We start from the raw sequence: 25,568 nt of genomic DNA on the forward strand, positions 1-25,568 counted from the left end.
TACGCTTCATCATTCGTCCATGTCCTTGAGCTCGGTGAACGACTCGCGATAGCGCTCCATCACCTGACCGCGCTGCGTTCCGTCCGGCGGCGTCATGCGGCGTGGGCCGAGAAGGTCGTTCGGATTGGCGATCTGGGCTGCAAGGTTATTCTGGTTGGCGCAGCCGAAATTATAGTAGTTCTTGTTGCTCTGAATATTCAGCGTCATATCGGCCGGCCAGGTACCGCACTGCTCCGTCTTGGCGGCAATCGCCACATAGGTCAGGCGCATGGGAGCGGACTCTCCGAATTCCGAGGGGAAATGCGCCTGCAGAATATTCTGGGCCGGAACGCCCATCTTTACCATCAGCTTGCGGGTGGAGGAGGCGGCAGACGCGACTGCACCTTCATTGGCCGATCCGCGCGGCGTGATGATCTGGATAATGCCGGACGAGGACCGGCGGTATTCCGCAATGAAACCGGCGATGACTTCCGACTGGCCTTTCGTGAGGCCGGTATCACCAGCGGCGACCGGAATATCGATCTTTCTTTCCGCTTCGCCGACCACGATCGGGTGGCGCGTGCGGTAATCGTCCGGCAGGGAACCGGTGGTCATGCTGTCCTTGCCCGCGCAGGAAGACAGCAGCGCTGCGGCGCCGAGGACGAGCGCTACCGAAAGGCGGCCCGTCGAATATCGCGTTGTCTTTCTCGGATCCATGAATGGATGCCTTTCTTGCGAGCGGCTACCGCCGAAGTTTGGGAGCTGAGCTTGCTTCGTCATTTGTAGATGAACCCGACATTGCCCTGATAAGGCGCAGGCGGCGGAGACGCCTCCTTGCGGCCATAGATCTTGTTGACCCGTCCCAGGAAGACGCTTTCGGCATCACTGGCGGGCTGGAAATTGTCATCCGGGCGAGAGAGTTCGTTGCGATTGACCGGACGGACCAGATAAGGCGTCGCGATGATGACCAGTTCGGTCTCGTTGCGCTCATAGGTCTTTGCCCGGAAAAGCGCGCCAACAAGCGGAACCTTCGAGGCGACCGGGGTACCCTTCATGCTCTGGGAGATATCATCGCGGATCAGACCAGCCAGGGCGAGCGAGCCGCCGGACGGAAGTTCAACCGTCGTTTCCGCATCGCGCTTGCGATATTCGGCTGCCGACGTCGTGAGCACAGGCTCCGAAACCCGTGTCTGGATACGCAGGCTGATACGGCCGGACGACAGAACCGTTGGGGTAAATGCGAGCGAGATGCCGTACTGGTAAGGGGTTACAGTGGTAACGCCATCGACGCCGGTGGTGGAATACAGACGTTCTCCACCCGAATTGAATGTTGCGGCCTGCCCCGAGATCGCCGTCAGCGTCGGTTCTGCAAGCGTGCGGATCGCATCGGCCTGCTCCAGGGCGCTCAAGGCCGTTTCAATGCCAAGCTTGCCGATCTGCCCGGCAATCGTGCCATTCAGGCCTTGCGTGCCGGCTTCGACGGTCAGAACATCAAGAGCGTTACGGGACGGCGTGGTACGCGTGAACGTGTTGTCGAAACCGAGCTGCTTCAAAACCTCGCGACGGATTTCCGCCACGGTGATTTTCAGCGTGACCTGATCCTCGCCTTCAATCGAAAGGAGGTTCACGACCGTCGAGGTTTGTCGGCCTTCGGCATAGATTGCGGAGTCGCCGCCATTGTTGCCACTTGTCGCCGTGATTTCGCGCGTGGTCGCCTCGCCACCCTTCAGGAAGGCGTTGGCGAGTTGCGCGGCCTTGGCAGAATCCTGCGGCGTGCGCACCGAGCCGGAAAGCACGATGTTGTCGGATACGATTTCGACCTTGATGTTCGAATCCGGCAGGAAACGGCGGAGATTTGCCTCGAGGCCGGAAATATCGCGCTCGATCTCCACGTCGAGGGTGACAATTTCCTCGCCGCCCGGACCGAACACGAAGATATTCGTCTGACCGACTGTCTTGCCAAAAAGATAGATCCGCCGCGAGGTGCGGGTGACGGCATCGGCCATGGAGGGATCGGCCACAAGAATGTCGTGGGCATCGGACGGAAGGTCGATCACCAGTGCCTTGTTCAGGCCAATCGTCAGCCGCCGCTTGACCCCAACACCGCCCTGCGCAATGCGGATCACTCCGCTATCGGCTGCAGAAGCGCTTGGGACAGCCAGGAAGGATGGTGCAAAGCTACCTGGAATGCCGGAAAAGGCCAGGCAGAAAGCCAGGCCGGCCGAAACGGTTGCGCGGGTCTTGCGTTTCAAAATCATAACCAATCGCTCCGTTCAATTCGCCTGCGTCGAGCCGGTGATGATCGACCCCGATTTGATGACCTGGATATCCGCCCTGCCACCGCCATGCAGAAGGTAGTCCGCGGCCTGTGTGTCCGCCTCCTGTGCGTCAGCTACCGACCTCAAGGCGAGCGTCAGTCGCTCTGCCATCTGCTGTGCAACGGCAATGACCTTTGTCTGATCGGGTGTGAGTTCGAGGGTCGCGGTGGTGCCGACAACGGATTTGCTGCCATCGGGCGCTTCCTGGATGTTCTGGTCGATGGCCAGGACGCGAACGTTGTTGAGGACGTTCTCGGTGACATAACCGCCACCGGCGTCCTTGTTTTGACGGACCATGATGACATCGACGCGATCGTTCGGCAGAACGAAACCACCAGCGCCCGTTGCAACCGATATTTCAGTTGCGACCGCGCGCTTGCCGGAGGGCAAAAGCGAGGACATGATGCGGCTGGAAGAGTCTGCAACCTTCTCTGCTCTCAAAGGCTCGCCCTTGAAGATTGGAAGGCGGACGACGGAGCCTTCAAGCTCCTTGATGGCATCGGGGCGCGCTTCGCTGGTGATGAAACCCTCCGCAACACCGCTGCGCGGCCAGTTCAACCATTCGACCGACTTCTCGTTCAGACGGCTGCCTACCGGCAAGTTATCAGCTGAAACCAGAACATTGATCGTCGGCTCCTTCACCACCGTTTCCACCAGTTGAGGTGCCTGTGTGCCAGACATGTTCATTGCCAGCAGACCAGCCAGGCCTGCAGCCACGACGGCCACCGTCAAAATGATGATGCGAGCGGGCTTCATTGCCATGTCCCAGAAGAATCCTTGATCTCTGCGACAGGATGGGCGGCAATGGTGTAATTATGGTTAATGAGAAGCTTAGAATGCTGGTTAACGCAATGTTGCGATAGATCTCAGCGAAGTCAGAAGGCCTTGAGCGCCAGTATTGCAATTGGCGATGTTCCAAATGCCATCAGGCCCCCCATCGCAATGGCAATGCCATAAGGGATCTTGTTGGTACCAACGATCGATACGGGCAGCGGGATGCCGATCGACATTACAAGATCGGCCTTGACCCGTAGAAACAGGAAAAGCAGCGTCACAGCGCCACCAGAATAGGCCACCAGAACGAGAAAGGCGATAAGCGACTGGTCAAAGCCGAACCAGAGGCTGGCCGCGGTCAAAAGCTTGGCATCGCCGCCGCCCATGATATTGGCGGCGAACAAAGCAAAGCAAACTGCAAAAACAATGAGAGCGGCCACGAGGCTAAGGCCCAGATCGACCACCGTCACGCCCACTAGCGGCGCAAGAACGAGAAAAGCAGCAACCAAAGCCAACGACAGCCGGTTGGATATCTTCATCGTCAGAAAATCGCTCATCGCCGCAGCAGCCAAGGCTGCAGGAAAGGCAGCGAGTACAAGAACGGCGACGATGTCATTCAGCATGGCGCTTTTCCCTAACGCTGAAAAAGGTTCAAAGCCGCCCTACGCGGGACGGCTTCAACCATTGTCTTCGGTGCCGAACGACGGCGGTAGACTTTACGGCGTGTTCGGGCTCTTAACCTTGTTGGAGATGTTGATGAAGGCAGCGTTGAGCGTATTGCCCAGCGTGGAAGCGCCGGCGATGATAGCAACGGAAATGAGAGCAGCAATCAGGCCATATTCGATGGCAGTTGCGCCGGACTCATCTTTACGAAAACGAGCGAAAATCTTGGTCATTGGACTCTCCTACTCCACACAATTGTTGTTCAGCACTTACCGACAACTGTTTTCCCGTTGCTCGGTTGACGTGGAAACTACAGCCGGACGATTGCCAACCGCTTAAAGAGGAACGTTACCCGATCGTTAATCGAGGCAGTTCGGACCACTTTGGTAAATAGAACCTGACAGAAATGCAGTGAATTTTTCAGTAACAAGACGACTTTGGCCCAACAATTGAAGTACATACAAATCAATTAGTTAATTGATCCTACTTGGCCAATCACAGCCATTTTGGCAGCATATGGCGATGATCAGGGCCCAACCGAGCCGGCCTCACCCCGAGCTTAAGGCTTCATTCACCAATCAAGGTCATCTTCTGTTCACATCGAAATTCGCCTGGGGACCTTAAATATGGCGCTGCGTCTTGTACTGGCCGCCTTCACGCTTGCTTCAAGCCTTTTAAGCGCAGACATATCCACTGCCGATGACAAACAGGACGTGTTGCGCGTATTCATGAATCAGGCGCGCGTGCTCAAGCTTGACCGCCCGGTCGCGAAGGTCATCGTTGGTAATTCGGAAGTTGCAGATGCGACCGTGGCGGATGCAACAACGATTGTTCTTACCGGGCGCAGCTTCGGCACGACCAATCTCGTGTTGCTTGACCAGGATGGTAATGCGATTGCCGACGAGCGGGTTCTCGTTTCCATCGACGAAGGCAATACGGTACGGGTATTCAAACAGACCGAGCGGACCGTGCTTTCCTGTACGCCGAACTGCGAGCAGCATGCCGAGTTCGACACAACCAAGAAGACACCCTGACCCTATCGACTGCACCGATTTGCATCAGTTGCGAAACGGATTTTCAATAATCGTTGATTATGGTCCGCACTCACTTTCGCCGCTCAAGCGGTCAGGAAGAGACGCATCAGGATCGTTCGCCAATGACCGGCTCGACTTCGCCGAAATCACCGCAATCCGGCTTGAAGAGGCTCTTTCGTTCGAAGGACGGTGCCGCGGCGATTGAGTTCGCACTGCTTGCTATTCCCTATTTTCTCATTGTCTTTGCGATCGTCGAGACATTCGTGGCTTACACGGCCGAGCAACTGGTCGCTAATGCCGTCGACACGATGGGCCGCAAGCTTCGGACCGGCAATATCACAGTCACGAGCACTACCGCTTCTACCTACATGAACGAGACCCAATTCCGCCGCGCCTTTTGCGGTGAAATCTCGATCCTGATCCAGTGCAGCGAAGCCGAGGTCTCCAAAGCCAGCAAGCTGTTTATCGACGCAAAGCCCTATACGAATTTCTCCGACATGCCGACGACGATCCCGATGGCAAACGGAGATCTCAATACGGCGGGCCTTGGCTTTGCTCCAGGCGGATCGGGCACCAAGAACATGCTGCGTGCCTATTACAAGTGGGACATTACGACCGATCTGCTTCGACCTTATATTTCCAACATCCGCCCCACCAGCGGATCCAATTACTTCTTGATCGTGGAAACCTCTGCTTTCAGGAATGAGGATTATCCGTGATGCGGGCGAAATTGCAAAAGATTCTCTCGCGACTACCGCTGACCGAACAGATGCGGCGCTTCGCCTCAGATGTGCAGGGCATAGGCGGAGTGGAATTCGCTCTGATCGCGCCACTCCTGCTCTTCCTTTACATCACCTCTTTCGAGTTAACGATTGGTCTCAGCGTATCGAAGAGAGTAACCCGTACGGCCAGCACGGTCGCAGATCTCGTAACGCAGCAGGCAAAGGTTACAACAAGCGACCTGCAGCAGATGACTAGCGTCGCAAACGCCATTTTCACGCCTTACCAGCCTCAAAATCTGAAAATGAAGATTACCGGCGTCACGATCGATGCTTCGAGCAATCCAACTGTGGCCTGGTCCTGGGCGCAAGACGGAAGCCGGCCCTATTCCAATGGCTCCACGGTCAACGTGCCAACCGACATGCGTTCGGCCAGCACGTTTCTGGTTCGGGCGGAGGTTTCGGTCACGCACCAACTGCTGATGTTTATGCCAGGGCTGATGCCGAGCAGCCTGCAAACCATCACGCTGAACCGCGAGTTTTATTATCGCCAGCGTGTGGGAACCAGCATCACCTGTGACGGCTGCTGAGGCTTCAAGGCCGACAAGCTCTTCGACGCTTCCCGACCGACCGAGGTCTTTGCCAACCGCATCCACGAACTATATGTTAAGCGATTCAGTTCGACCACGAGGTTGGACAAGACGGCATTCAGATCACTGGTGACAGATGGCGCGAGCCTTTCTCTTCGTACTTGATTCCTTCGGCGTCGGCGGCGCACGGGACGCAGCCGATTACGGCGACCTGGGATCCAACACGCTTGGCCATATCGCAGAATTCTGCGCCGCCGGAGCGGCGGACCAGGCCGGCCTGAGACAGGGGCCACTCAAGCTTCCCAACATGACCTCGCTCGGGCTGATGGATATCGCCAAGATGGCGAGCGGCAATTATCCTGCCGGAATGCCGCTTCCCGAGCGTCTGTTCGGGCTTTATGGTGCGGCGAGCGAGTTGTCGAACGGCAAGGATACGCCGTCCGGGCATTGGGAGATCGCCGGTACCCCCGTCATGTTCAACTGGGGTTATTTCCCGACGGAAGGCGATGCGTTTTCGCCGAAACTGGTAGAGGCGATCTGCCGTGATGGCGAAATTCCCGGCATTCTGGGCAACTGCCACGCTTCGGGAACGGAAATTATCCAAAGGCTCGGCGAGGAGCATATCAGAACCGGAAAACCGATTTGCTATACGTCGAGCGACAGCGTTTTCCAGATCGCCGCGCATGAGAGGCATTTCGGGCTGGAGCGACTGATCAAGCTTTGCCAAGTGGTGCGCGGCTTGCTCGATCCGCTCAATATCGGCCGCGTGATCGCACGGCCCTTCGTCGGCGAAACGGCAGAGACTTTCGAGCGAACCGGCAACCGGCGCGATTTCTCCGTGCTTCCGCCGGAGCCGACATTGCTCGACCGGCTGGTGGAAGCCGGCCGCAGCGTTCACGCAGTCGGCAAGGTGGGCGATATCTTCGCGCATCAGGGCGTGTCGCGCGTCATCAAGGCGAACGGCAATGCGGCGCTTACGGCCGCGACGCTTGCCGCGATGGACGAGGCGGCGGACGGCGATCTCGTCTTCACCAATTTCGTCGATTTCGACATGATCTACGGCCATCGCCGCGACGTGGCGGGTTATGCCGCAGCACTCGAGGCTTTCGACCTCTGCCTGCCGGATTTTCACCGAAGGCTGAAGCCGGGTGATCTGGTGATACTGACCGCCGACCATGGCTGCGATCCGACATGGCGCGGCACCGACCATACCCGCGAGCGCGTGCCGATCATGGCTTTCGGCCCCGGTATCCGCACCCGCTCGATCGGGGTCCGGTCGTCCTTTGCCGATATAGGCGAGACCATAGCCGCACATCTCGGCATTGCCGCCGGGCGGCATGGATGGAGTTTCCTGTGACGAGAAATCTGCTGAAGGCCGAGATCCACTGCCATATCGAAGGGGCTGCGCCGCCGAGCGTAACGGAAAAGCAGGCACGCAAATATGGCGTCGATACGAGCGCATTCCTGCGGGACGGCGCCTATCAATGGCGTGACTTTTCCGAATTCCTGATCGCCTATGATGCGGTCGCCGCGCTGTTTCGCACTGAAGAGGACTATGCGCTTCTGACCGAGGCTTACCTGTCCGAACTTGCCGCGATCAACACGATCTATAGCGAAATCATCGTTTCGCCGGACCATGGCGACCGGATCGGGCTTGGCGCGGATGCCTATCTAGCCGGTATCTGCGACGGAATTCTCGCTGCGAAAGAAAAGACCGGCATAGAGGCGCGGATTATCGTCACCGGCGAGCGGCATTTCGGACCGGACCGGGTGATCTCGGCGGCGGAATATGCTGCGCGGGCGAAAAATCCTCTGGTCACCGGTTTCAACATGGCCGGCGAAGAACGCATGGGGCGGGTCGCCGACTATGCCCGCGCCTTCTACATCGCCCGTGATGCGGGTCTGGGCCTGACCATCCACGCCGGAGAGGTGTGCGGGCCATTCAGCGTGACGGATGCACTGGATCTGGTGAAGCCGGCCCGTATCGGCCATGGCGTTCGGGCGATCGAGGACGACGCGCTGGTAGCACGGCTGGCGGAACTCGGCACGGTGCTGGAAGTTTGCCCCGGTTCGAATATCGCGCTTGGCGTGTTTGACGATTTCGACAGCCATCCCCTGAAGCGGCTCAAAGCTGGTGGCGTGAAGGTTTGCATCAATTCCGACGATCCGCCCTTCTTCGACACCTCGCTTGCCCGCGAATACGAAATTGCCGCTGAGGTGATGGGCATGAGCGATGCGGAGATCAACGAGATGACGCGCACGGCGCTTCAAGCGGCATTCGTGGACGACACGACGAAAGCGAGATTGCTGCAGCGTTTCGACGCGCAAACTTGAGGTTCAGGCTGGGGATCATGCGCAGAGCATGATCTCGCCCCTTGCAGAACAGGACGTTTTTCGAAAAAGAAGAGACAAGCAACGAAAAGGATAAAAGGTCATGGACGGCGTCACAGTCATCAATCATCCGCTGGTGCAGCACAAGCTGACGATCATGCGCAAGAAGGAGACGTCGACCGCCGGTTTCCGCAGACTGCTGCGGGAAATCTCGATGCTTCTCTGCTACGAGGTGACCCGCGATCTCGAGCTGACGATGGAAACGATCGAGACGCCGATCACCGAGATGCAGTCGCCGATCGTGGAAGGCAAGAAGCTGGTCTTCGTTTCCATCCTGCGCGCCGGCAACGGCCTTCTGGAAGGCATGCTCGAACTGGTTCCTTCAGCCCGCGTCTCTCACATCGGTCTCTACCGCGACCACGACACGCTGCAGCCGGTGGAATATTACTTCAAGGCTCCCGATGGTCTCGACGAGCGCCTGCTGATCGTCGTTGATCCAATGCTGGCAACCGGCAATTCGGCAATCGCTGCAATCCAGAAGCTCAAGGAGCGCGGCGCGACGAATATCCGTTTCCTCTGCCTGCTGGCTGCACCGGAAGGCATCAAGAATTTCCAGGAAGCCCATCCTGACGTGAAGATCTACACAGCCTCGATCGACAGCCATCTGAACGAGAAAGGCTATATCGTGCCAGGTCTCGGGGATGCCGGCGACCGGATGTACGGCACGAAGTAAGCTTTTCAGGGTTTCCTAACCAATGCTGAAAAAGGCGGTCGGCCCGAAAGGGTGAGGCCGCCTTTTCGTAACCATTGCGGCCTAGCATGCTTCCCCAACCCAAGGGATAGACCCGATGCTCATTCGTACCGCCATGTTCGCAGCCGTCGCCATCCTCGTGGCGACGCAGATCCCTGCCCTGCTCGAACACACAGTCCCGGCACAGCAGGAGCCGGTGGTGCAGGCGCCCGCCCCCAAACCACAGGCCGCGGCAACCCCGCAGGCTGCATCGCTCACTCCGGGGACGATGGTTCTCAACGCCGATGGACGCGGCCATTTCATCGGTACGTTCCGGTTGAACGGCAAATCCGTTACCGGCCTTGTCGATACCGGGGCTTCCGTGGTGGCGATCAACGAGCGTACCGCGCGCATGCTGGGCTATAGTGCAAACAGCCTCGACTTCCGTTACCCGATGCAGACGGCGAACGGGCAGACGCAGGCCGCGCATATCGTTCTCGACCGTGTGGAGATCGGCAATGTGCGGGTGCGCGATGTCGATGCCATGGTGCTGCGCGACGAAGCGCTGAACGACACTTTGGTCGGCATGAGTTTTCTGACGAAGCTGAAATCCTACCAGGTCAAGGGCGGCAGCCTGACGCTTGCCAACTGAGGCCGGTGATCAGCCGATCCGCTCGATGATGACCGGCGAAGGCTCCGGCGCGCTCGCCGCGATTGTGTAGCTCGCGAGCAAAGCCTCGCCTGCGCGTTTCGCCTGTTCCCGGGATGCCGCGTGAACGCGTGCGATCGGTTGGCCCTTCTCGACGGTGGAACCCCGCGGCAGGATGTGGTCGAAGCCGACGCTGTGATCGATCGTATCGGTGGTCTTTCGGCGGCCTCCGCCCATATCCACGACGGCAAGCCCGAGGGTCCGACCATCGCAGGCGGCAAGATAACCGGCAGCCGGGGCCGGGATATCCAGAATGATCGGTGCTTTCGGCAGACAGGCTTCAGGGCGCTCGCAGAAATCGGCAGGACCACCGAGCGCATGCACCATTCGGGCGAAATTTTCCATGGCCCGACCGGACGAAAGAGCAGAGCCCACCATGCCCCTGCCCTCTTCCACGGTTGATGCAAGGCCTGCCTGAACCAGCATTTCGGCGACTTCAGCCAGCACAACCGTCTCAAGCCGCGTTCCCGCCTTCCGGCCGGCGAGAAAATCGACGCAGTTCATCACTTCCAGCGCATTGCCTGCGGCATCGGTCAACGGCTCGTTCATATCGGTGATGAGTGCAACGGTCGGCACGCCCGCACCGTTCGCGACATCGACCAGCGAACTGGCCAGAATGCGGGCCTCGCCGATATCCTGCATGAAAGCGCCCGAGCCGACCTTCACGTCCATCAACAGGGTCTGCAGGCCAGCGGCGAGCTTTTTCGACAGGATAGATGCAGTGATGAGCGGCACGGATTCGACCGTCGCGGTGACATCACGGATGGCATAAAGCCGCCGGTCGGCGGGCGCCAAATCCGATGTCTGGCCGACGATCGCACAGCCGACCTCCCGCATGACCCTTGCAAAACGCGCCTGATCCGGCGCGATGTCATAACCCGGAATGGATTGCAGCTTGTCGAGCGTGCCACCAGTATGGCCAAGGCCACGACCGGAAATCATCGGGACCGCGAGACCGCAGGCAGCCGCTATGGGGGCGAGCATCAGCGAGACATTGTCGCCGACGCCGCCGGTCGAATGCTTGTCGGCGATAGGTCGATCGATGCTGTCCCATTTCAGGACGGAGCCGCTGTCGCGCATGGCAAGCGTCAGACCCACCGTCTCATTTCGGGACATTCCTCGAAAGAAGACGGCCATGGCAAAGGCCGCGGCCTGCGCTTCCGACACAGATCCATCGGTGACGCCCGCGACGAAGGCCGCGATCTCTTCTCTCGAAAGATCGTGACCGTCTCGCTTGTGGCGGATGATTTCCTGCGGCAGCATGCCAGCCCGTCAATAGCCGGCAGCGGCGCGCGGCGCGGTGCTTCCGCTCAAGACCGCCAGAATATCGTCGAGCAAGCTGGAAGCGCCGAAGCGGAAAGTCGAGGGCATGACCCAGTTCGGCCCCAAAATGCTTTCAGCAAGCCTCAGATAGAGGTCGGCGTCGGCAACCGTGGAAATGCCGCCGGCCGGCTTGAAGCCGACCTTGGCTTTGGTTTCCCGGATGGCCCGCAGCATGATGTCTGCTGCTTCCAGCGTCGCATTGACCTGTACCTTGCCGGTCGAGGTCTTGATGAAATCGGCTCCGGCGGCAATCGCCAGCTCGGATGCACGCCTGACAAGTGCCATGTCGCGGATTTCGCCGGTTTCGAGAATGACCTTGAGCGTGGATTGCGGGCAGGCGGCACGAACGGCCTCGACCATCGTCGTGACGGCCGCTTCATCACCGGCGATGAAGGCCTTGTAAGGAATTACGAGGTCGATCTCGTCGGCGCCGTCCTCGACGGCCTTCAGCGTTTCCTCGACCACTTCGGCAACGGCAAGATCGCCGGAAGGGAAGTTGACGACGGTTGCGATCCTGACCGGATGGCCGGGCCCGAGGATGTTGCGGGCATGGGCGATGAAACGTGGCCAGATGCAGATCGCAGCGCTGTTGCCGTAAGGCGTCTGCGCGCGAAGGCACAGGTTTTCGATCGCGGCATTGTCGCAATCGTCACGCAGGTTCGTCAGGTCGAGAAGAGACAGGGCAAATGCCGCAGCCTCGCGCGGGCTCTGCAGTTCCATGGTGTCCTCCGCTTTGGATTAGAGTGCAAGTTTTAGCGTTGAACCGATTTGATTCAACCCGCATAGGTCGCGAAATGTGGCATCTCGCCGCTATGGCCTTGATAAGTCAGCCTGTGTTGCTGAGCATTTCACGCAGGACCGAGGCCAGACGAGCGCCGCCGACGGGCGCCATGTCCTTGGTTTCCTCGTGACTGAGTTCGGCACCGGTCATGCCTGCCCCATAATTGGTGACGACGGAGGCGGCCGCCACCTTGAGGCCGAAGTAACGGGCGAGGATGACTTCCGGCACGGTCGACATGCCGACCGCATCGGCACCCAGCGTGCGTGCCATGCGGATTTCCGCCGGCGTCTCGAAACTCGGGCCAGAGAACCACATGTAGACGCCCTGATAAAGCGTCACACCGGCGCGGATCGCCGCGTTGCGCATCTTCAATGCCAGATCGGCATCATAGGCGCTGGTCATGCCGACGAAACGTTGATCGCCATGTTCGCCGATCAACGGGTTCATGCCGGAATAGTTGATATGGTCGGTGATCTGCATGACCGAGCCGGGCGGCATGTCCTCACGCACCGAGCCGGCCGAATTGGTGAGGATCAGCGACTGGACGCCAAGCCCCTTGAGCACCTGGATCGGGAAGCGCATGGCGCGCGGATCGCCATGTTCGTAATAATGGGCGCGGCCGGACAGCATGATGACCGGTTGGCTGCCGAGATAACCCGCAACCAGTTCGCCCGCATGGCCGGTAACACCACTTACCGGGAAACCTTCAAGTTCCCGGTAGGAAATGCGGACCTGATCGGTGACGCCATCGACCAGCGAACCGAGACCGGAACCAAGCACGATCGCCATGCGCGGCATAAGGCCATCCAGCCGTTCGACCAGCAGATCGGTTACCGTCGTCATCCGATGACATCCGTTTCGAAAGCGTAAGGCAGCAGCTCGGCCATGGTGACGGTCTTCGCCACACCGGCCTCGTCGCAGAGATAGATGCGGGTATCGGCCGAGGCGAATTCGGAAATCTTCTGCCGGCAGCCGCCGCAGGGGGTGCAGAGCGGCAGCTTTTCGGCAATCACCGCAAGTTCGACGATCTTCCTTCCGCCGCCCATGACCATGGCGCCGATCGCCGTCGGTTCGGCGCACCAGCCCTGGGGGAAAGACAGGTTCTCGATATTGGCGCCGAGATAGACCTTTCCGTCATCGGCACGCAAAGCAACGCCGACCGGGAATTTCGAATAGGGCGCATGAGCCTTGGTCATGGCCTCGCGGGCGGCTTCGAACAATTCGTGGGACATGTTTTTAGCGCTCCTTGGTATAGGGCACGCCGCCAGCCTTGGGCGGGCGGGCGACGCCGATAACCCCGGCAAGCAGGACGCAGGTGAGGATATAGGGCAGCGCCTGGAAAATCTGCACCGGAACCTCGCCGATCATCGGCAGCGACTTGCCCTGCATGAAATTGGCGAAAGCATCGAGGAAACCGAACAGAAGGCAGGCAAACATGACCGGCACCGGCTTCCACTTGGCGAAGATCAGCGCCGCGAGCGCGATATAACCCTTGCCGGCCGACATGTTGTTGATGAAGGCGGCGGACTGGGCGATCGACAGATAGGTGCCGGCGAAGCCTGCGAGAAAACCGGTGACGATCAGTGCCCGGTAACGCAGCCAGACGACCGATATGCCAGCCGTATCGACAGCGCCCGGATTTTCACCCACGGCGCGAAGGCGCAAGCCGAAACGGGTGCGATAGAGCACCCACCAGGAGAGCGGGACCATCAGGAAGGCGATATAGGTGAGGATGTTGTTGCCGGAAATGACATTGGCATAAAGCGGACCGATGATCGGCACGTCGCGCATCATCTCGACACCCGGCAGAACGATGCCGGAGAAACGCCCTTCCGGCGGCACCTGGCCGGTGCGGCCGCCCTGGTTGAACCATGCGGTGCCGAGCACGATCGTCAGGCCCGCAGCGATGAAGTTCAGCGCCACGCCGGAGACGATCTGGTTGCCGCGATTTGTGATCGAGGCAAAGCCGTGCAGCAGCGAGAAGATGATCGCGACCAGGATGCCGGCGCCGAGGCCCGCCCAGGCATTGCCCGTCCAATAGGCGACGCAGGCGGCGGCGAAGGCGGATGCCAGCATCTTGCCTTCAAGGCCGATATCAAAAATGCCGGCACGCTCGGAGAAAAGACCTGCAAGCGCGGTGAAGAGCAGCGGGATGGACAGGCGGATCGCCGACCCCAGAATGCTGACGAAAGTATCGAAATATTCCATGACTACTTCCCCCTCGCCGTCTGGTAGAGCCGCACCATGGCCGGACGCAGCATGTATTCCAATGCGCCGGCAAAAAAGATGACGAGACCCTGGATGACCACGATCATGTCGCGGGTGATATTCGGCATTTCGAAGGAGAGATCGGCGCCGCCCTGATAGAGGATGCCGAACAGGATTGCCGCGAGAATGATGCCGACAGGGTGGCTGCGTCCCATCAGTGAAACAGCGATGCCGACAAAACCAGCGCCTGCGACGAACTCCACCTGCAGGCGGGCCGAGGCACCCATGACCGCATTGAGCGACATCATGCCGGCCAAGCCGCCGGAAATCAGCATGGCGATGATGACGGTGCGGACATAAGGGATGCCGGCATAAACTGCAGCTGTCGGACTGATGCCGAGCGTGCGCATTTCATAACCGAGCTTGGTGCGCCAGATCAGCAGCCAGACGAGATAACACATCACCAGCGCGATGATGAAGGATACGTTGAAAGGGGCCGGACCTAGTTTCAGGCCGAACAGAGCCATCAACCAGTCAAGCTTGGGCAGCTGTCCGCCGGGCAGGAAGGTGCGGGTTTCAGGCGCCATCTTGCCCGGCACGATGAAGACGTTGACCAGGAGATAGACCATCAGCGCCGCGCCGATGAAGTTGAACATGATGGTGGTGATGACGATGTGGCTGCCGCGCTTGGCCTGCAGCCAGGCGGGAATGAAAGCCCAGGCAGCACCGAAAAGGGCCGCGCCGGCAATGGCGAAGGGCATGGTCACGTACCACGGCACGTAATGATCGAGCGAGAGCGCAACCAGAGCCGCCCCGAGACCGCCGACATAGGCCTGGCCTTCGGAACCGATGTTGAACAGGCCGGCATGAAAGGCGACCGCAACCGACAAGCCGGTGAAGATGAAGCTCGTGGCATAAAACAGGGTGAAGCCGATCGCATCACCGCGGCCGAGCGCGCCCTGAATGAGAAAATTCAGCGCCTCGAACGGGTTTTCGCCGATCGCCCAGACGACGAGGCCGGAGAAAAAGAAGGCCAGGATGAGGTTCAACAGCGGAATGACGCCGTAATTGATCCAGGCGGGCAATGGGACGGAAGCCGTGCTCATGCGCCCCTCCCCGTTTGCCCGGTTCCGATCCGTGCCTCGTTCATCCCATACTCCGAAATTCTATTAAAAACAGAAACCGTCACGCTGCGATCCCCGCCATCATCAGGCCAAGTGTCTGCTCGTCCGCATCCGCCGATTTTTCGCCGACGACCTTGCCGGCAAACATGACGAGGATGCGATCCGACAGCGAACGGATCTCGTCGAGTTCAACGGAAACCAGAAGCACCGCCTTGCCTGCATCGCGCATCTCGATGATGCGCCGGTGGATGAATTCGATCGCGCCGATATCAACGCCGCGGGTCGGCTGGCCGATCAGAAGCATTTTCGGATCGCGCTCGATCTCGCGGGCAACGACGATCTTCTGCTGGTTGCCGCCGGAAAAATTGGCGGTTTTCAGCCTCGGGTTCGGCGGGCGGATATCGTATTTTTCGATCTGCTCCTCGGCGCTCTTTCGAACTGCGTCGAGATCCAGCATCGCGCCACGGCCGTAACGCGGATCGTGATGGTAACCGAGGATGGAATTTTCATATTCCTCGAATTTCAGCACCAGCCCCATATGGTGGCGGTCTTCGGGAATATGCGCCAGGGCGAGCTGGCGCAAAAGGGCGGGGTCGGCGGATTCGACCGGCTTGCCATCGATCAGGATTTCTCCCGAGACCGGCTTGCGGATGCCGGCAAGCGCCTCGAGCAGTTCCGACTGGCCGTTGCCGGCGACACCGGCGATGCCGACGATTTCTCCGGCGCGGACATCGAAGGAGACGTCATCGACCATGGTGACGCCGCGTCCGTCCTTCACCGTCAGGTTCTTCACCGACAGAAGCACCGGGCCAGGATTGGCGTCTCCCTTTTCGACACGCAGCAGCACGCGGCGGCCGACCATCAGTTCGGCGAGTTCTGCGACCGTCGTCTCGGCAGTCTTGCGCGTCGCCACCATCTCGCCGCGGCGCATGACCGAGACCGTGTCGGTGATCGCCATGATCTCGCGCAGCTTGTGGGTGATGAGGATGATCGTCTTGCCCTGATCACGCAGGACCTGGAGGATGCGGAAGAGATGATCGGCTTCGGCCGGGGTTAGAACACCCGTCGGCTCATCGAGAATGAGGATTTCGGCGCCACGATAAAGCGCCTTCAGGATTTCCACGCGCTGCTGATTGCCGACCGGCAATTCCTCGATCACCGCATCCGGATCGACTTCGAGGCCGTAATCCTTTTCCAGCCGCTTCAGTTCCTTGCGCGCGCCTGCAACGCCCTTGGCAAGCAACTGCCCGCCTTCGGCGCCGAGCATGACGTTTTCCAGCACGGTGAAATTCTCGACCAGCATGAAATGCTGGTGAACCATGCCGATGCCTGCCGCAATTGCGGCCTGGCTGTCACGGATCGTGACCGGCTTTCCCTGGATGCGGATCTCGCCCTCGTCAGCATGGTAGAAACCATAGAGGATCGACATCAGCGTCGACTTTCCGGCGCCGTTTTCGCCGATGATGCCGTGGATGGATCCCTTGCCGACGGAAAGGTTGATGTTCTTGTTGGCATGGACTGCGCCGAATTTCTTGTCGATGCCGACAAGCTCGATCGCGGGCTCATTCGCTGAAGACTGAAGGCTCAATGGTCCGACCTTGCTCTTAATATACAAAAAGGGCGCATGGCGGGGTTTCCACCATGCGCCCCTTCGATCCTTGACTTACATCGGGCAGGAATTGTCCGTCATGTAGTCATGCACCTTGACGGTGCCAGCAATGATATCGGCCTTTGCCTTATCGACGGCAGCCTGCATTTCCGGTGTGATGAGAGCCTTGTTGTTGTCGTCGATCGCGGCAACGACGCCTTCGTCCTTGATGCCGTTGGACTGGACGCCGGCGGTGAACTTGTCGGCGGCAGCATCCTTATAGGCATTGTAGACGGCCAGATCGACGCGCTTGACCATAGAGGTCAGAACCGAACCCGGATGAACGTGGTTCTGGTTCGAATCCACACCGATCGAGAGCTTCTTGTTGTCGGCAGCGGTCTGCAGCACGCCGAGACCCGATGCACCGGCTGCCGCGTAAATGACATCGGCGCCCTGGTCGATCTGGTTCTTGGTGAGTTCACCGGCACGAACCGGGTCGTTCCAGGCTGCACCGGTGGTGCCGACCATGTTCTGGAAGACCTGCATATCGGCCTTCACGGACTTGGCACCCTGAACGTAACCACAGCCGAACTTGCGGATCAGCGGAATATCCATGCCGCCGACGAAACCGACCTTGCCGGTCTTGGATGCCATGCCGGCGAGAAGACCGACGAGATAGGAGCCTTCAGCTTCGTTATAGACAACGGAACGAACGTTCGGCAGATCAACGACGGAATCGACGATGACGAATTTGGTATCCGGGAATTCAGCAGCAACCTTTTCCATGGCCGATGTCCAGGCGAAGGACACGGCGACGACCGGGTTATATCCACGGCTGGCGAAATTGCGGATCGCCTGCTCGCCCTGGGTATCGCTGGTCGGTTCGAAATCGCGATAATCGGTGCCGGTTTCCTTCTTGTACATTTCGGCGCCTGCAGCGGCCGCCTCATTGAAGGATTTGTCGAATTTGCCACCGGTGCCATAGACCAGCGCCGGCTTGATCTCGGCGGCCAGCGCTGTCGTCGACATCGCAGCCACTGCGAGAAGGCTCAAAAGGGTTTTCTTCATGGTGCAGCCTTGCTTTTTTTAATGTTAGGTCCTCCCGCGGGTCCGGCCAGCGAACGCCTTGCGGTTACCGCCCCCTCTTAGAAGGCTTGGCTATACCTACTCTTGCATGTGCGCCAGAAAAATTCACCAGATTTTTTTCATCCGGTAAAAACGCCTATCCCTTTGGCAGTCTGCATGAATTTGCCGCGGACCTGCACAAATCCGCGGCGCTCGAAATCACATTATCGCAGCTTCAAGCCGCCTGGCCGACCGGGCAGGACACACCCGTGCCCTTGAGACCGCAGTAACCGGCCGGGTTCTTGGCGAGATACTGCTGATGATAGTCTTCGGCATAATAGAATGTGGGCACCGGAGCGAGTTCCGTGGTGATCGGCGTATCGCGTCCAGCCTTGTTGAGGGCATCCTGGAAAACATCCAGCGCCTCGCGCGCCTGTTCGGTCTGGTTTTCGCTCGTCGTGTAGATCGCGGAACGATAGGTCGTCCCGATGTCGTTGCCCTGCCGCATGCCCTGGGTCGGATCGTGCTCCTCGAAGAACAGCTTCAGCAGCTGGCGGTAGGAGACGATTTTCGGATCGAAAACGATCTTGACGATCTCCGCATGACCGGTGAGACCGGTTGTCGTTTCATGATAGGTCGGGTTCGGCGTGATACCACCGGCATAACCGACCGCGGTCACGTAAACGCCCGGCACCTTCCAGAACAGGCGCTCGGCACCCCAGAAGCAGCCCATGCCGAAATAGGCGACTTCCAGACCTTGCGGATAAGGGCCCTTGATAGTGTGGCCGTTGACGAAATGGATCTCGGATGTCGGGATCGCTTCCGGCCTTCCGGGCAGAGCCGTCTGCTCCGATGGCATTACCGTCTTCTTGCTGAATATCTCGTTCAGGAACATTTCTGCCTCCATCTTTGGCGACATTGGTTGTCTGCTTTTCCTGGACTGCATCACTCCCCGGCACCGCCTGCCGGTTCAGGCCGCGAAACGTCCTGCGAAAGACGTTCTCTTGTAGCCCACCATCCAGAAAAGCAGCGCAAGGACCAGGAATATGACACCGGCAGGCTGCGCCAGAACCGGCGCCACATAGGGTCGCCATATATCTGCGCTCATATAGTCATCGGCCGACAGTTCTGCCAGTGTCAGACTTTCCGGATCGAGATTGAGCCACGCATTGCCGAGGCTGGTCAGAACCACATCGGACGACGAAACGGACTGGATCGCATCGATCGTGCCGACCAGGACGGCAGCAGCGAGCGCTGCAAAACTCAAAAAATGGAAAAACGCCCGAACGAGCCTCATCGCGCAGATCTCTTTCCCTCAAACAACGGCACCCTGCATCAAACGATAGCGTCATCGCCTGCACATGGCAACGACGGCCAAATTATCCTACACTGCGTCCGTGCGTTAAGTACTTGTCATTTCGGGAGGAAAATGGTGCTGCTAGAGAGATTTGAACTCTCGGCCTCTCCCTTACCAAGGGAGTGCTCTACCCCTGAGCTATAGCAGCATCTGAGCGGCGCGGCTTAGCCCGCGTCGTTGGTGAGCGGCCTATTGCCATAGGTTCATGGTGAGTGCAAGCGGCAAATCAACTATTTTGTTGAGAACCATGACAGCATTGCCACCTGACCGGGGCGGAAGCCCCGGCTGTGCCGCGAAAGACGAACGGATCACAGCATTATCGATTTTCCGATGAAATTGATGGATGGCGGGGTGACACGGCCACCCCGCCGCCTGCTCATTAGGTTTTCGTCGTACCATCGACTGTGTCGAGCGTACGGCTGAGAAGCAACGCGAGGATCGTACAGATCGCACCGGAGATCAGATAACCGCCGATAAAGATGATGCCGAAATTGCTGGCGAGCCCGAGAGCAACCAGCGGCGCGAACCCCGCACCGAGCAGCCATGCGAGGTCCGACGTGAGCGCCGAGCCGGTATATCTGTAACCGGCGCTGAAGCGCGAGGAAACAGAACCGGAGGCCTGACCGAAGGACAGGCCGAGGATGGCGAAGCCGAGAATGATGAAGGCCGCCTGCCCGGTCACACCTGCATCGAGCAGGAAGGGCGCCGTGAAGCTGAAGATCGCGATTATGAAGGCACCGATCAGCAGTTGCCGCCGACGACCGATGCGATCGGCCAGAAAGCCCGAAAGCATGATGGTGGCGAAACCACACAGAGCGCCCAGCACCTGAACGAACAAGAAGGTGCCTGCGGACTGGCCGCCATACAATGTCACCCAGCTCAGCGGGAAGATCGTCACCAGATGGAACATTGCGAAGCTGGCAAGCGGCGCAAAGGCGCCGATCACGACATCGAAACCGTGAAGCTTCAAAACCTCGGTTATCGGCTTGGCTTCCAGTTCGTGATTGTCCATGGCCGCGCCGAACTCATGCGAGGCAACGATGCGCAACCTCGCGAACAGGGCCACGACATTGATCGCAAAGGCTACAAAGAAGGGGAAGCGCCAGCCCCAGTCGAGAAAGTCTGCATCCGAAAGATTGACGACGAAATAGCCGAAAAGGATGCTGGCCAGCGCAAAGCCGACCGGCGCTCCGAGCTGCGGGATCATTGCGTAAAAGCCACGGCGGTTTTGCGGGGCGCTCATCGCAAGCAGAGAAGCCAGCCCGTCCCACGCTCCTCCAAGCGCAAAACCCTGACCGAGCCGGAAAAGCGCCAGAAGCGCCACGGACCACATGCCGATCGTCTCGTATCCCGGCAGGAAAGCGATCGATGCGGTGGAGCCACCCAGAATGAGCAGTGCAGTCGTCAGCTTGGTGCCGCGGCCGAAAGTCCGGTCGATCCACATGAACACAAACGAACCGACTGGCCTTGCCAGGAAGGCGAGCGAGAAGATGGCGAAAGAATAAAGCGTCGCAGTGACGGGGTCCGGAGCGAAGGGGAAGACCAGGCGGGGGAAGACCAGCACGCAACCCAGACCAAAAACGAAGAAGTCGAAGAATTCAGACGTGCGACCTATCACGACCCCGATGGCGATATTACCCGCCGAAATCGGCTTGTCGTCGTGAATATGCCTCGCATCGCGCTCCAGTGCTGATGACGACGGACCAGTCGCCAGAATTGTTGCCTCTGCCATGACTAACGTTCCTCCTTCGCGTCATTGCAACAATGAGTATGTTGGCCGGACTTGCTGTCAATCAAGATTTCAACTGTGAATTTGTGAAAATTCGAAAATTAGCAAATTTTGCCACAATCGTCAGGTTTCGCGCGATAAGGTATGTCTTCTGTCAACTTTATAGACTAGATTGCGCGCCGCAGGGCCGCCCTCCATCGAAATGGAGCAGGTGGTGATTTGCAGTGCGAAAAATTGTAGCACTGCGACGAAACACCTCATGGAGATCGGGGCTACGCTCCGATAGGCGAACTAGATAAAAAGCAAATTTGAGCAGATCAATGTCCCCAATCGTAAGGCGTCTTTGCCAGCTTTCCATCCTTCTCATCCTCCCATTCATGGCGGGCTGTGACCTTGTGGTCATGTCTCCGTCGGGCGATATCGCGCAGCAGCAGGCAGACCTCATCGTCGTGTCGACGGTGCTGATGCTTCTGATCATCGTGCCGGTGTTATTTTTGACCTTGTACTTCGCGTGGCACTATCGCCATTCGAACACGAAGGCCAAATATGACCCCGAATGGCATCACTCGACCCGCCTTGAAGTGGTGATCTGGTCCGCACCGCTGGCGATCATCATCGCGTTGGGCGCAATCACCTGGATCAGCACCCACAAGCTCGACCCGTTCCGTCCGCTCGATCGCATCGATGCGGAACGTACCATTCCGGAAGGCACCAAGCCTCTCGAAGTGGAAGTCGTGGCGCTGGACTGGAAGTGGCTGTTCTTCTATCCGGAATATGGCGTCGCTACCGTCAACGAGATGGCAGCACCGGTCGATCGGCCTATCACCTTCAAGATCACCTCTTCGTCGGTGATGAACTCCTTCTACGTTCCCGCACTGGCCGGCATGATCTACGCCATGCCGGGCATGGAAACGAAGCTGCATGCGGTGATCAACAAGGAAGGCGTATTCGACGGCCTGTCGTCGAACTACAGCGGACCTGGCTTCTCGCACATGCGCTTCAAGTTCCACAGCCTCAACGAGCAGGGCTTCGACGGCTGGATCGCCCAGGTCAAGCAGAACGGTACCGCGCTCAACCGCGACGCCTACCTGAAGCTTGAAAAGCCGAGCGAAAAAGAGCCTGTCCGCTATTACGCAACTGTCGAAGACGGCCTTTACAGAGCAATCCTCAACGTCTGTGCCACCCCAGGCAAGATGTGCATGGACGAGATGATGCACATCGACATGATGGGCGGCGCCGGCCTGGAAAGCCACGAGAATCGTGATCGCCTGAAGTATGACGGCGGCCCGATCGACATCAACCTTCGCGGTCATGGCGAAGAGCATTCCGCAGTCGAGCCCGCCGCGGGCTCCCAGTCCACCAAGAACATGCCCGCTGAGGGCATGTCGCACGGCAACCATTCCATGCAGGGCATGGATATGGCCAAGGGCGACGCCTCCGAGGCGCCAAAAACAAACTAACCTGGCGCCTAGCGTCGCAAGACTTTAATGAACGGGTTGTCCCATGTTTTCCAATCCTGACCTCCTGAAGTTTATCTTCGGCCGGTTGACTCTCGAATCCATCCCCTACCACGAGCCAATCCTGGTAGCGACCTTCGCTGCTGTCGCGCTGGGCGGCATCGCCCTCTGTGCGTTCATCACCTACATGAAGTGGTGGGGTCCACTGTGGAACGACTGGATCACCAGTATCGATCACAAGAAGATCGGTATCATGTACATCATCCTGGCGATCGTCATGCTGCTGCGCGGCTTCTCCGACGCGATCATGATGCGTATCCAGCAGGCTATCGCGTTTAACGGATCGGAAGGCTACCTGCCGCCGCATCACTACGACCAGGTCTTCACGGCTCACGGCGTGATCATGATCTTTTTCGTGGCAATGCCGTTCGTCACAGGCTTCATGAACTTCGTCGTGCCGCTGCAGATCGGCGCTCGCGACGTGTCCTTCCCCTTCCTTAACAATTTCTCCTTCTGGATGACGACTGCAGGCGCGATCATCGTGATGATCTCGCTTTTCGTCGGTGAATTCGCGCGTACCGGCTGGCTTGCCTATCCGCCGCTTTCGGGCGTGGAATACAGTCCCGGTGTCGGTGTCGACTATTATATCTGGGGTCTGCAGGTGGCCGGTGTCGGTACGACATTGTCGGGCATCAATCTGATCGCCACGATCGTGAAGATGCGCGCACCCGGCATGTCCTTCATGAAGATGCCTGTCTTCACCTGGACCTCGCTCTGCACCAACATCCTGATCGTTGCCACCTTCCCGATCCTGACCGCTACCCTCGTTCTTCTGTCGCTCGACCGCTATGTCGGTACGAACTTCTTCACGAACGATCTCGGCGGCAACCCGATGATGTACATCAACCTCATCTGGATCTGGGGCCACCCGGAAGTTTACATCCTGATCCTGCCGGCCTTCGGCATCTTCTCGGAAGTCGTCGCAACCTTCTCCGGCAAGCGCCTCTTCGGTTATGCCTCGATGGTCTACGCGACCTGCGCGATCATGATCCTCTCCTACCTCGTGTGGCTGCACCACTTCTTCACGATGGGTTCGGGCGCTTCGGTCAACGCTTTCTTCGGCATCACCACGATGATCATCTCGATCCCGACGGGTGCCAAGATCTTCAACTGGCTGTTCACGATCTATCGTGGCCGCGTCCGTTACGAAGTTCCGATGCTCTGGACGATCGGCTTCATGGTGACCTTCGTCATCGGTGGCATGACCGGCGTCATGCTTGCGGTTCCGCCGGCAGACTTCGTACTGCACAACTCGCTGTTCCTGATCGCTCACTTCCATAACGTGATCATTGGCGGCGTGCTGTTCGGCCTGATGGCTGGCGTGACCTACTGGTATCCGAAGGCCTTCGGCTACAAGCTCGATCCCTTCTGGGGCAAGATGAGCTTCTGGTTCTGGTTCATCGGCTTCTACTTCGCCTTCATGCCGCTCTACGTACTCGGCCTGATGGGCATTACCCGCCGCATGTCTCAGTTCGACGATCCGTCGCTGCAGATCTGGTTCGTCATCGCCGCCATCGGTGCAGGCATGATCGCAATCGGCATCCTGTCCTTCATCATCCAGCTCGTCGTCAGCTACATCAAGCGCGAAGAACTGAAGGATGAGACGGGCGACCCGTGGCATGGCCGTACTCTGGAATGGTCGACGTCTTCACCGCCGCCGGAATACAACTTTGCCTTCACCCCGGTCGTGCATGATCATGACAGCTGGTACGACATGAAGAACCGCGGCTACGCACGTCCGCTGCAGGGCTTCAAGCCGATCCACATGCCGAAGAACACCGGCACGGGTGCAATCCTGGCTGCCCTCAACATTGCCCTGGCATTCGGCCTGATCTGGTACATGTGGTGGCTGGTTGTCGTATCGTTCGTCGCCATCATCGCGGTCGCGATCGGCCATACCTTCAACTACAAGCGTGACTACTACATTCCGGCGGAAACCGTTTCCACGGAAGAAGGAAAGCGCACTGAACTGCTGGCGAAGCAGGTGTGACAATGAGCAACATTCAGACCCAATCTGCGGAAAAGCCGCAATTCTACCTCGAGGAAGACCATCATCCGGAAGGCAGCACGAACCTAGGGTTCTGGCTGTATCTGATGAGCGACTGCCTCATCTTCGCGACGCTGTTCGCGACCTACGCCGTGCTCGGCCGCAATTATGCGGCCGGCCCAGCGCCTGCCGACCTGTTCGACCTGAAGCTCGTGGCAATCAACACTGCCATGCTCTTGTTCTCGTCGATCACCTATGGCTTTGCCATGCTGCAGATGGAACGTGGCGCCAAGCAGGAAACCCTGTTCTGGCTCGCCGTCACGGGTCTCTTCGGCCTCGCCTTCCTGGGTATCGAACTCTATGAGTTCCATCACATGATCCATGAAGGCGCGACGCCGCAGCGTTCTGCGTTCCTGTCGGCCTTCTTCACGCTGGTCGGTACGCACGGTCTGCACGTTACCTTCGGCATCATCTGGCTGGTCACGCTGATGGTTCAGGTTTCCAAGCACGGCCTGATCGCTGAAAACCGCCGCCGCCTGATGTGCCTGTCGATGTTCTGGCACTTCCTCGACGTCGTCTGGATCGGCGTATTCTCTGTCGTCTATCTCATGGGAGTCGTCGGATGACCACCAACTCCACCTCGCACGAAGATGCACACGAAGCCCATCACGGCCACAGCCATGGCCACGAAGCCGGACATGGCAGCTTCAAGAGCTATGTGACGGGCTTTATCCTGTCGGTTATCCTGACGGCCATTCCGTTCTGGCTCGTCATGGGTGACGTGCTCGACAGCAAGGTTGCCACCGTAGCGGCAATCATGATCATCGGCGCGATCCAGATCGTCGTCCACATGATCTACTTCCTGCACATGAACACCAAGTCGGAAGGCGGCTGGACGATGATGGCGTTGATCTTCACGGTCATCATCGTTGCAATCGCTCTGGTCGGCTCGCTTTGGGTCATGCACCATCTCAACACGAACATGATGGTCATGTCGCCTGAGATGATGAAAAACCTGCCTTGAGGTGATCAGGGGAGCCCA

27 protein-coding genes and 1 tRNA gene are annotated in these 25,568 nt (G+C 58.7%); 11 read left to right on the forward strand and 17 right to left on the reverse strand.

Features of this window, described 5'->3' with window-relative positions:
* Window positions 1-9 precede the first annotated feature (9 nt).
* The 5 genes from HNQ72_RS14450 to HNQ72_RS14470 form a co-directional block, all read right to left on the reverse strand.
* The gene (locus HNQ72_RS14450; RefSeq protein ID WP_183823752.1) at window positions 10-696 is read right to left on the reverse strand and encodes a CpaD family pilus assembly protein; all 687 of its coding nucleotides are present in this window, start codon (window positions 694-696) and stop codon (window positions 10-12) included.
* A 59-nt stretch (window positions 697-755) separates the two neighbouring features.
* Entirely contained in the window at window positions 756-2,237 is a 1,482-nt protein-coding gene (locus HNQ72_RS14455) for a type II and III secretion system protein family protein (RefSeq protein WP_183992872.1), read from the reverse strand.
* Between the two features lie 15 nt (window positions 2,238-2,252).
* On the reverse strand, window positions 2,253-3,053 hold the full coding sequence (gene cpaB, locus HNQ72_RS14460; protein ID WP_183993148.1) for a Flp pilus assembly protein CpaB: 801 nt from the start codon (window positions 3,051-3,053) through the stop codon (window positions 2,253-2,255).
* Window positions 3,054-3,172: 119 nt separating this feature from the next.
* Window positions 3,173-3,694 carry an A24 family peptidase gene (locus tag HNQ72_RS14465; RefSeq protein WP_183992873.1) on the reverse strand — a complete coding sequence of 174 codons (522 nt, stop codon included), beginning with the start codon at window positions 3,692-3,694 and terminating at the stop codon, window positions 3,173-3,175.
* Between the two features lie 93 nt (window positions 3,695-3,787).
* Entirely contained in the window at window positions 3,788-3,967 is a 180-nt protein-coding gene (locus HNQ72_RS14470; protein WP_183992874.1) for a Flp family type IVb pilin, read from the reverse strand.
* Between the two features lie 393 nt (window positions 3,968-4,360).
* Here HNQ72_RS14470 and HNQ72_RS14475 point away from each other — a divergent pair, with 393 nt between their 5' ends.
* From HNQ72_RS14475 to HNQ72_RS14505, 7 genes are all read left to right on the forward strand, one after another.
* The gene (locus HNQ72_RS14475) at window positions 4,361-4,768 is read left to right on the forward strand and encodes a pilus assembly protein N-terminal domain-containing protein (RefSeq protein WP_183992875.1); all 408 of its coding nucleotides are present in this window, start codon (window positions 4,361-4,363) and stop codon (window positions 4,766-4,768) included.
* A 122-nt stretch (window positions 4,769-4,890) separates the two neighbouring features.
* Entirely contained in the window at window positions 4,891-5,487 is a 597-nt protein-coding gene (locus tag HNQ72_RS14480; protein ID WP_183992876.1) for a TadE/TadG family type IV pilus assembly protein, read from the forward strand.
* On the forward strand, window positions 5,487-6,077 hold the full coding sequence (locus HNQ72_RS14485) for a TadE/TadG family type IV pilus assembly protein (protein ID WP_183992877.1): 591 nt from the start codon (window positions 5,487-5,489) through the stop codon (window positions 6,075-6,077). The genes HNQ72_RS14480 and HNQ72_RS14485 overlap by 1 nt, the downstream gene beginning before the upstream one ends.
* 136 nt (window positions 6,078-6,213) lie before the next feature.
* Window positions 6,214-7,434 (forward strand): phosphopentomutase, encoded by a 1,221-nt coding sequence (locus HNQ72_RS14490; protein ID WP_183992878.1) that lies wholly within the window; start codon window positions 6,214-6,216, stop codon window positions 7,432-7,434.
* Window positions 7,431-8,411 (forward strand): adenosine deaminase, encoded by a 981-nt coding sequence (locus HNQ72_RS14495; protein WP_183992879.1) that lies wholly within the window; start codon window positions 7,431-7,433, stop codon window positions 8,409-8,411. The genes HNQ72_RS14490 and HNQ72_RS14495 overlap by 4 nt, the downstream gene beginning before the upstream one ends.
* 100 nt (window positions 8,412-8,511) lie before the next feature.
* Window positions 8,512-9,141, forward strand: a complete 630-nt coding sequence (gene upp, locus HNQ72_RS14500; RefSeq protein ID WP_148146120.1) for a uracil phosphoribosyltransferase — start codon at window positions 8,512-8,514, stop codon at window positions 9,139-9,141.
* A gap of 115 nt (window positions 9,142-9,256) precedes the next feature.
* Window positions 9,257-9,790, forward strand: coding sequence for a TIGR02281 family clan AA aspartic protease (locus tag HNQ72_RS14505; RefSeq protein ID WP_183992880.1), 534 nt, complete (start codon window positions 9,257-9,259; stop codon window positions 9,788-9,790).
* Between the two features lie 9 nt (window positions 9,791-9,799).
* Here the strand turns inward: HNQ72_RS14505 and deoA are convergent, their stop codons facing one another.
* From deoA to HNQ72_RS14565, 12 genes are all read right to left on the reverse strand, one after another.
* Window positions 9,800-11,110, reverse strand: coding sequence for a thymidine phosphorylase (gene deoA / locus HNQ72_RS14510; RefSeq protein ID WP_183992881.1), 1,311 nt, complete (start codon window positions 11,108-11,110; stop codon window positions 9,800-9,802).
* Window positions 11,111-11,119: 9 nt separating this feature from the next.
* On the reverse strand, window positions 11,120-11,890 hold the full coding sequence (gene deoC / locus HNQ72_RS14515; protein WP_183992882.1) for a deoxyribose-phosphate aldolase: 771 nt from the start codon (window positions 11,888-11,890) through the stop codon (window positions 11,120-11,122).
* A 106-nt stretch (window positions 11,891-11,996) separates the two neighbouring features.
* Complete coding sequence (locus HNQ72_RS14520) at window positions 11,997-12,794, reverse strand: purine-nucleoside phosphorylase (protein ID WP_183992883.1); 798 nt, start codon at window positions 12,792-12,794, stop codon at window positions 11,997-11,999.
* Window positions 12,791-13,183, reverse strand: coding sequence for a cytidine deaminase (locus HNQ72_RS14525; RefSeq protein ID WP_183992884.1), 393 nt, complete (start codon window positions 13,181-13,183; stop codon window positions 12,791-12,793). The genes HNQ72_RS14520 and HNQ72_RS14525 overlap by 4 nt, the downstream gene beginning before the upstream one ends.
* 4 nt (window positions 13,184-13,187) lie before the next feature.
* Window positions 13,188-14,159, reverse strand: coding sequence for an ABC transporter permease (locus HNQ72_RS14530; RefSeq protein WP_183992885.1), 972 nt, complete (start codon window positions 14,157-14,159; stop codon window positions 13,188-13,190).
* Between the two features lie 2 nt (window positions 14,160-14,161).
* Window positions 14,162-15,265 carry an ABC transporter permease gene (locus tag HNQ72_RS14535; RefSeq protein WP_183992886.1) on the reverse strand — a complete coding sequence of 368 codons (1,104 nt, stop codon included), beginning with the start codon at window positions 15,263-15,265 and terminating at the stop codon, window positions 14,162-14,164.
* Between the two features lie 79 nt (window positions 15,266-15,344).
* Window positions 15,345-16,871 carry an ABC transporter ATP-binding protein gene (locus HNQ72_RS14540; protein WP_183992887.1) on the reverse strand — a complete coding sequence of 509 codons (1,527 nt, stop codon included), beginning with the start codon at window positions 16,869-16,871 and terminating at the stop codon, window positions 15,345-15,347.
* A gap of 75 nt (window positions 16,872-16,946) precedes the next feature.
* Complete coding sequence (locus tag HNQ72_RS14545; RefSeq protein WP_183992888.1) at window positions 16,947-17,939, reverse strand: BMP family lipoprotein; 993 nt, start codon at window positions 17,937-17,939, stop codon at window positions 16,947-16,949.
* 232 nt (window positions 17,940-18,171) lie between these two features.
* Entirely contained in the window at window positions 18,172-18,831 is a 660-nt protein-coding gene (gene msrA, locus HNQ72_RS14550; RefSeq protein ID WP_183993149.1) for a peptide-methionine (S)-S-oxide reductase MsrA, read from the reverse strand.
* 75 nt (window positions 18,832-18,906) lie between these two features.
* Window positions 18,907-19,233: a hypothetical protein gene (locus tag HNQ72_RS14555; RefSeq protein ID WP_183992889.1), complete on the reverse strand. Its 327-nt coding sequence runs from the start codon at window positions 19,231-19,233 to the stop codon at window positions 18,907-18,909.
* A gap of 133 nt (window positions 19,234-19,366) precedes the next feature.
* Window positions 19,367-19,441 (reverse strand) — tRNA-Thr (locus tag HNQ72_RS14560).
* Between the two features lie 231 nt (window positions 19,442-19,672).
* The gene (locus HNQ72_RS14565; RefSeq protein ID WP_183992890.1) at window positions 19,673-21,025 is read right to left on the reverse strand and encodes an MFS transporter; all 1,353 of its coding nucleotides are present in this window, start codon (window positions 21,023-21,025) and stop codon (window positions 19,673-19,675) included.
* Window positions 21,026-21,342: 317 nt separating this feature from the next.
* Here HNQ72_RS14565 and cyoA point away from each other — a divergent pair, with 317 nt between their 5' ends.
* From cyoA to cyoD, 4 genes are read left to right on the forward strand one after another with little or no spacing between them, the layout of a single operon-like run.
* Window positions 21,343-22,482 carry a ubiquinol oxidase subunit II gene (cyoA, locus tag HNQ72_RS14570; protein WP_183992891.1) on the forward strand — a complete coding sequence of 380 codons (1,140 nt, stop codon included), beginning with the start codon at window positions 21,343-21,345 and terminating at the stop codon, window positions 22,480-22,482.
* A 43-nt stretch (window positions 22,483-22,525) separates the two neighbouring features.
* Complete coding sequence (cyoB, locus tag HNQ72_RS14575) at window positions 22,526-24,529, forward strand: cytochrome o ubiquinol oxidase subunit I (protein WP_183992892.1); 2,004 nt, start codon at window positions 22,526-22,528, stop codon at window positions 24,527-24,529.
* Window positions 24,530-24,531: 2 nt separating this feature from the next.
* Window positions 24,532-25,152 (forward strand): cytochrome o ubiquinol oxidase subunit III, encoded by a 621-nt coding sequence (cyoC, locus tag HNQ72_RS14580; RefSeq protein ID WP_183992893.1) that lies wholly within the window; start codon window positions 24,532-24,534, stop codon window positions 25,150-25,152.
* Entirely contained in the window at window positions 25,149-25,550 is a 402-nt protein-coding gene (gene cyoD / locus HNQ72_RS14585; RefSeq protein ID WP_183992894.1) for a cytochrome o ubiquinol oxidase subunit IV, read from the forward strand. Before cyoC ends, cyoD begins: the two co-directional genes overlap by 4 nt.
* Window positions 25,551-25,568: the final 18 nt, after the last annotated feature.

The organism is Aliirhizobium wenxiniae (genome assembly GCF_014201355.1).
GTDB lineage: Bacteria > Pseudomonadota > Alphaproteobacteria > Rhizobiales > Rhizobiaceae > Neorhizobium > Neorhizobium wenxiniae.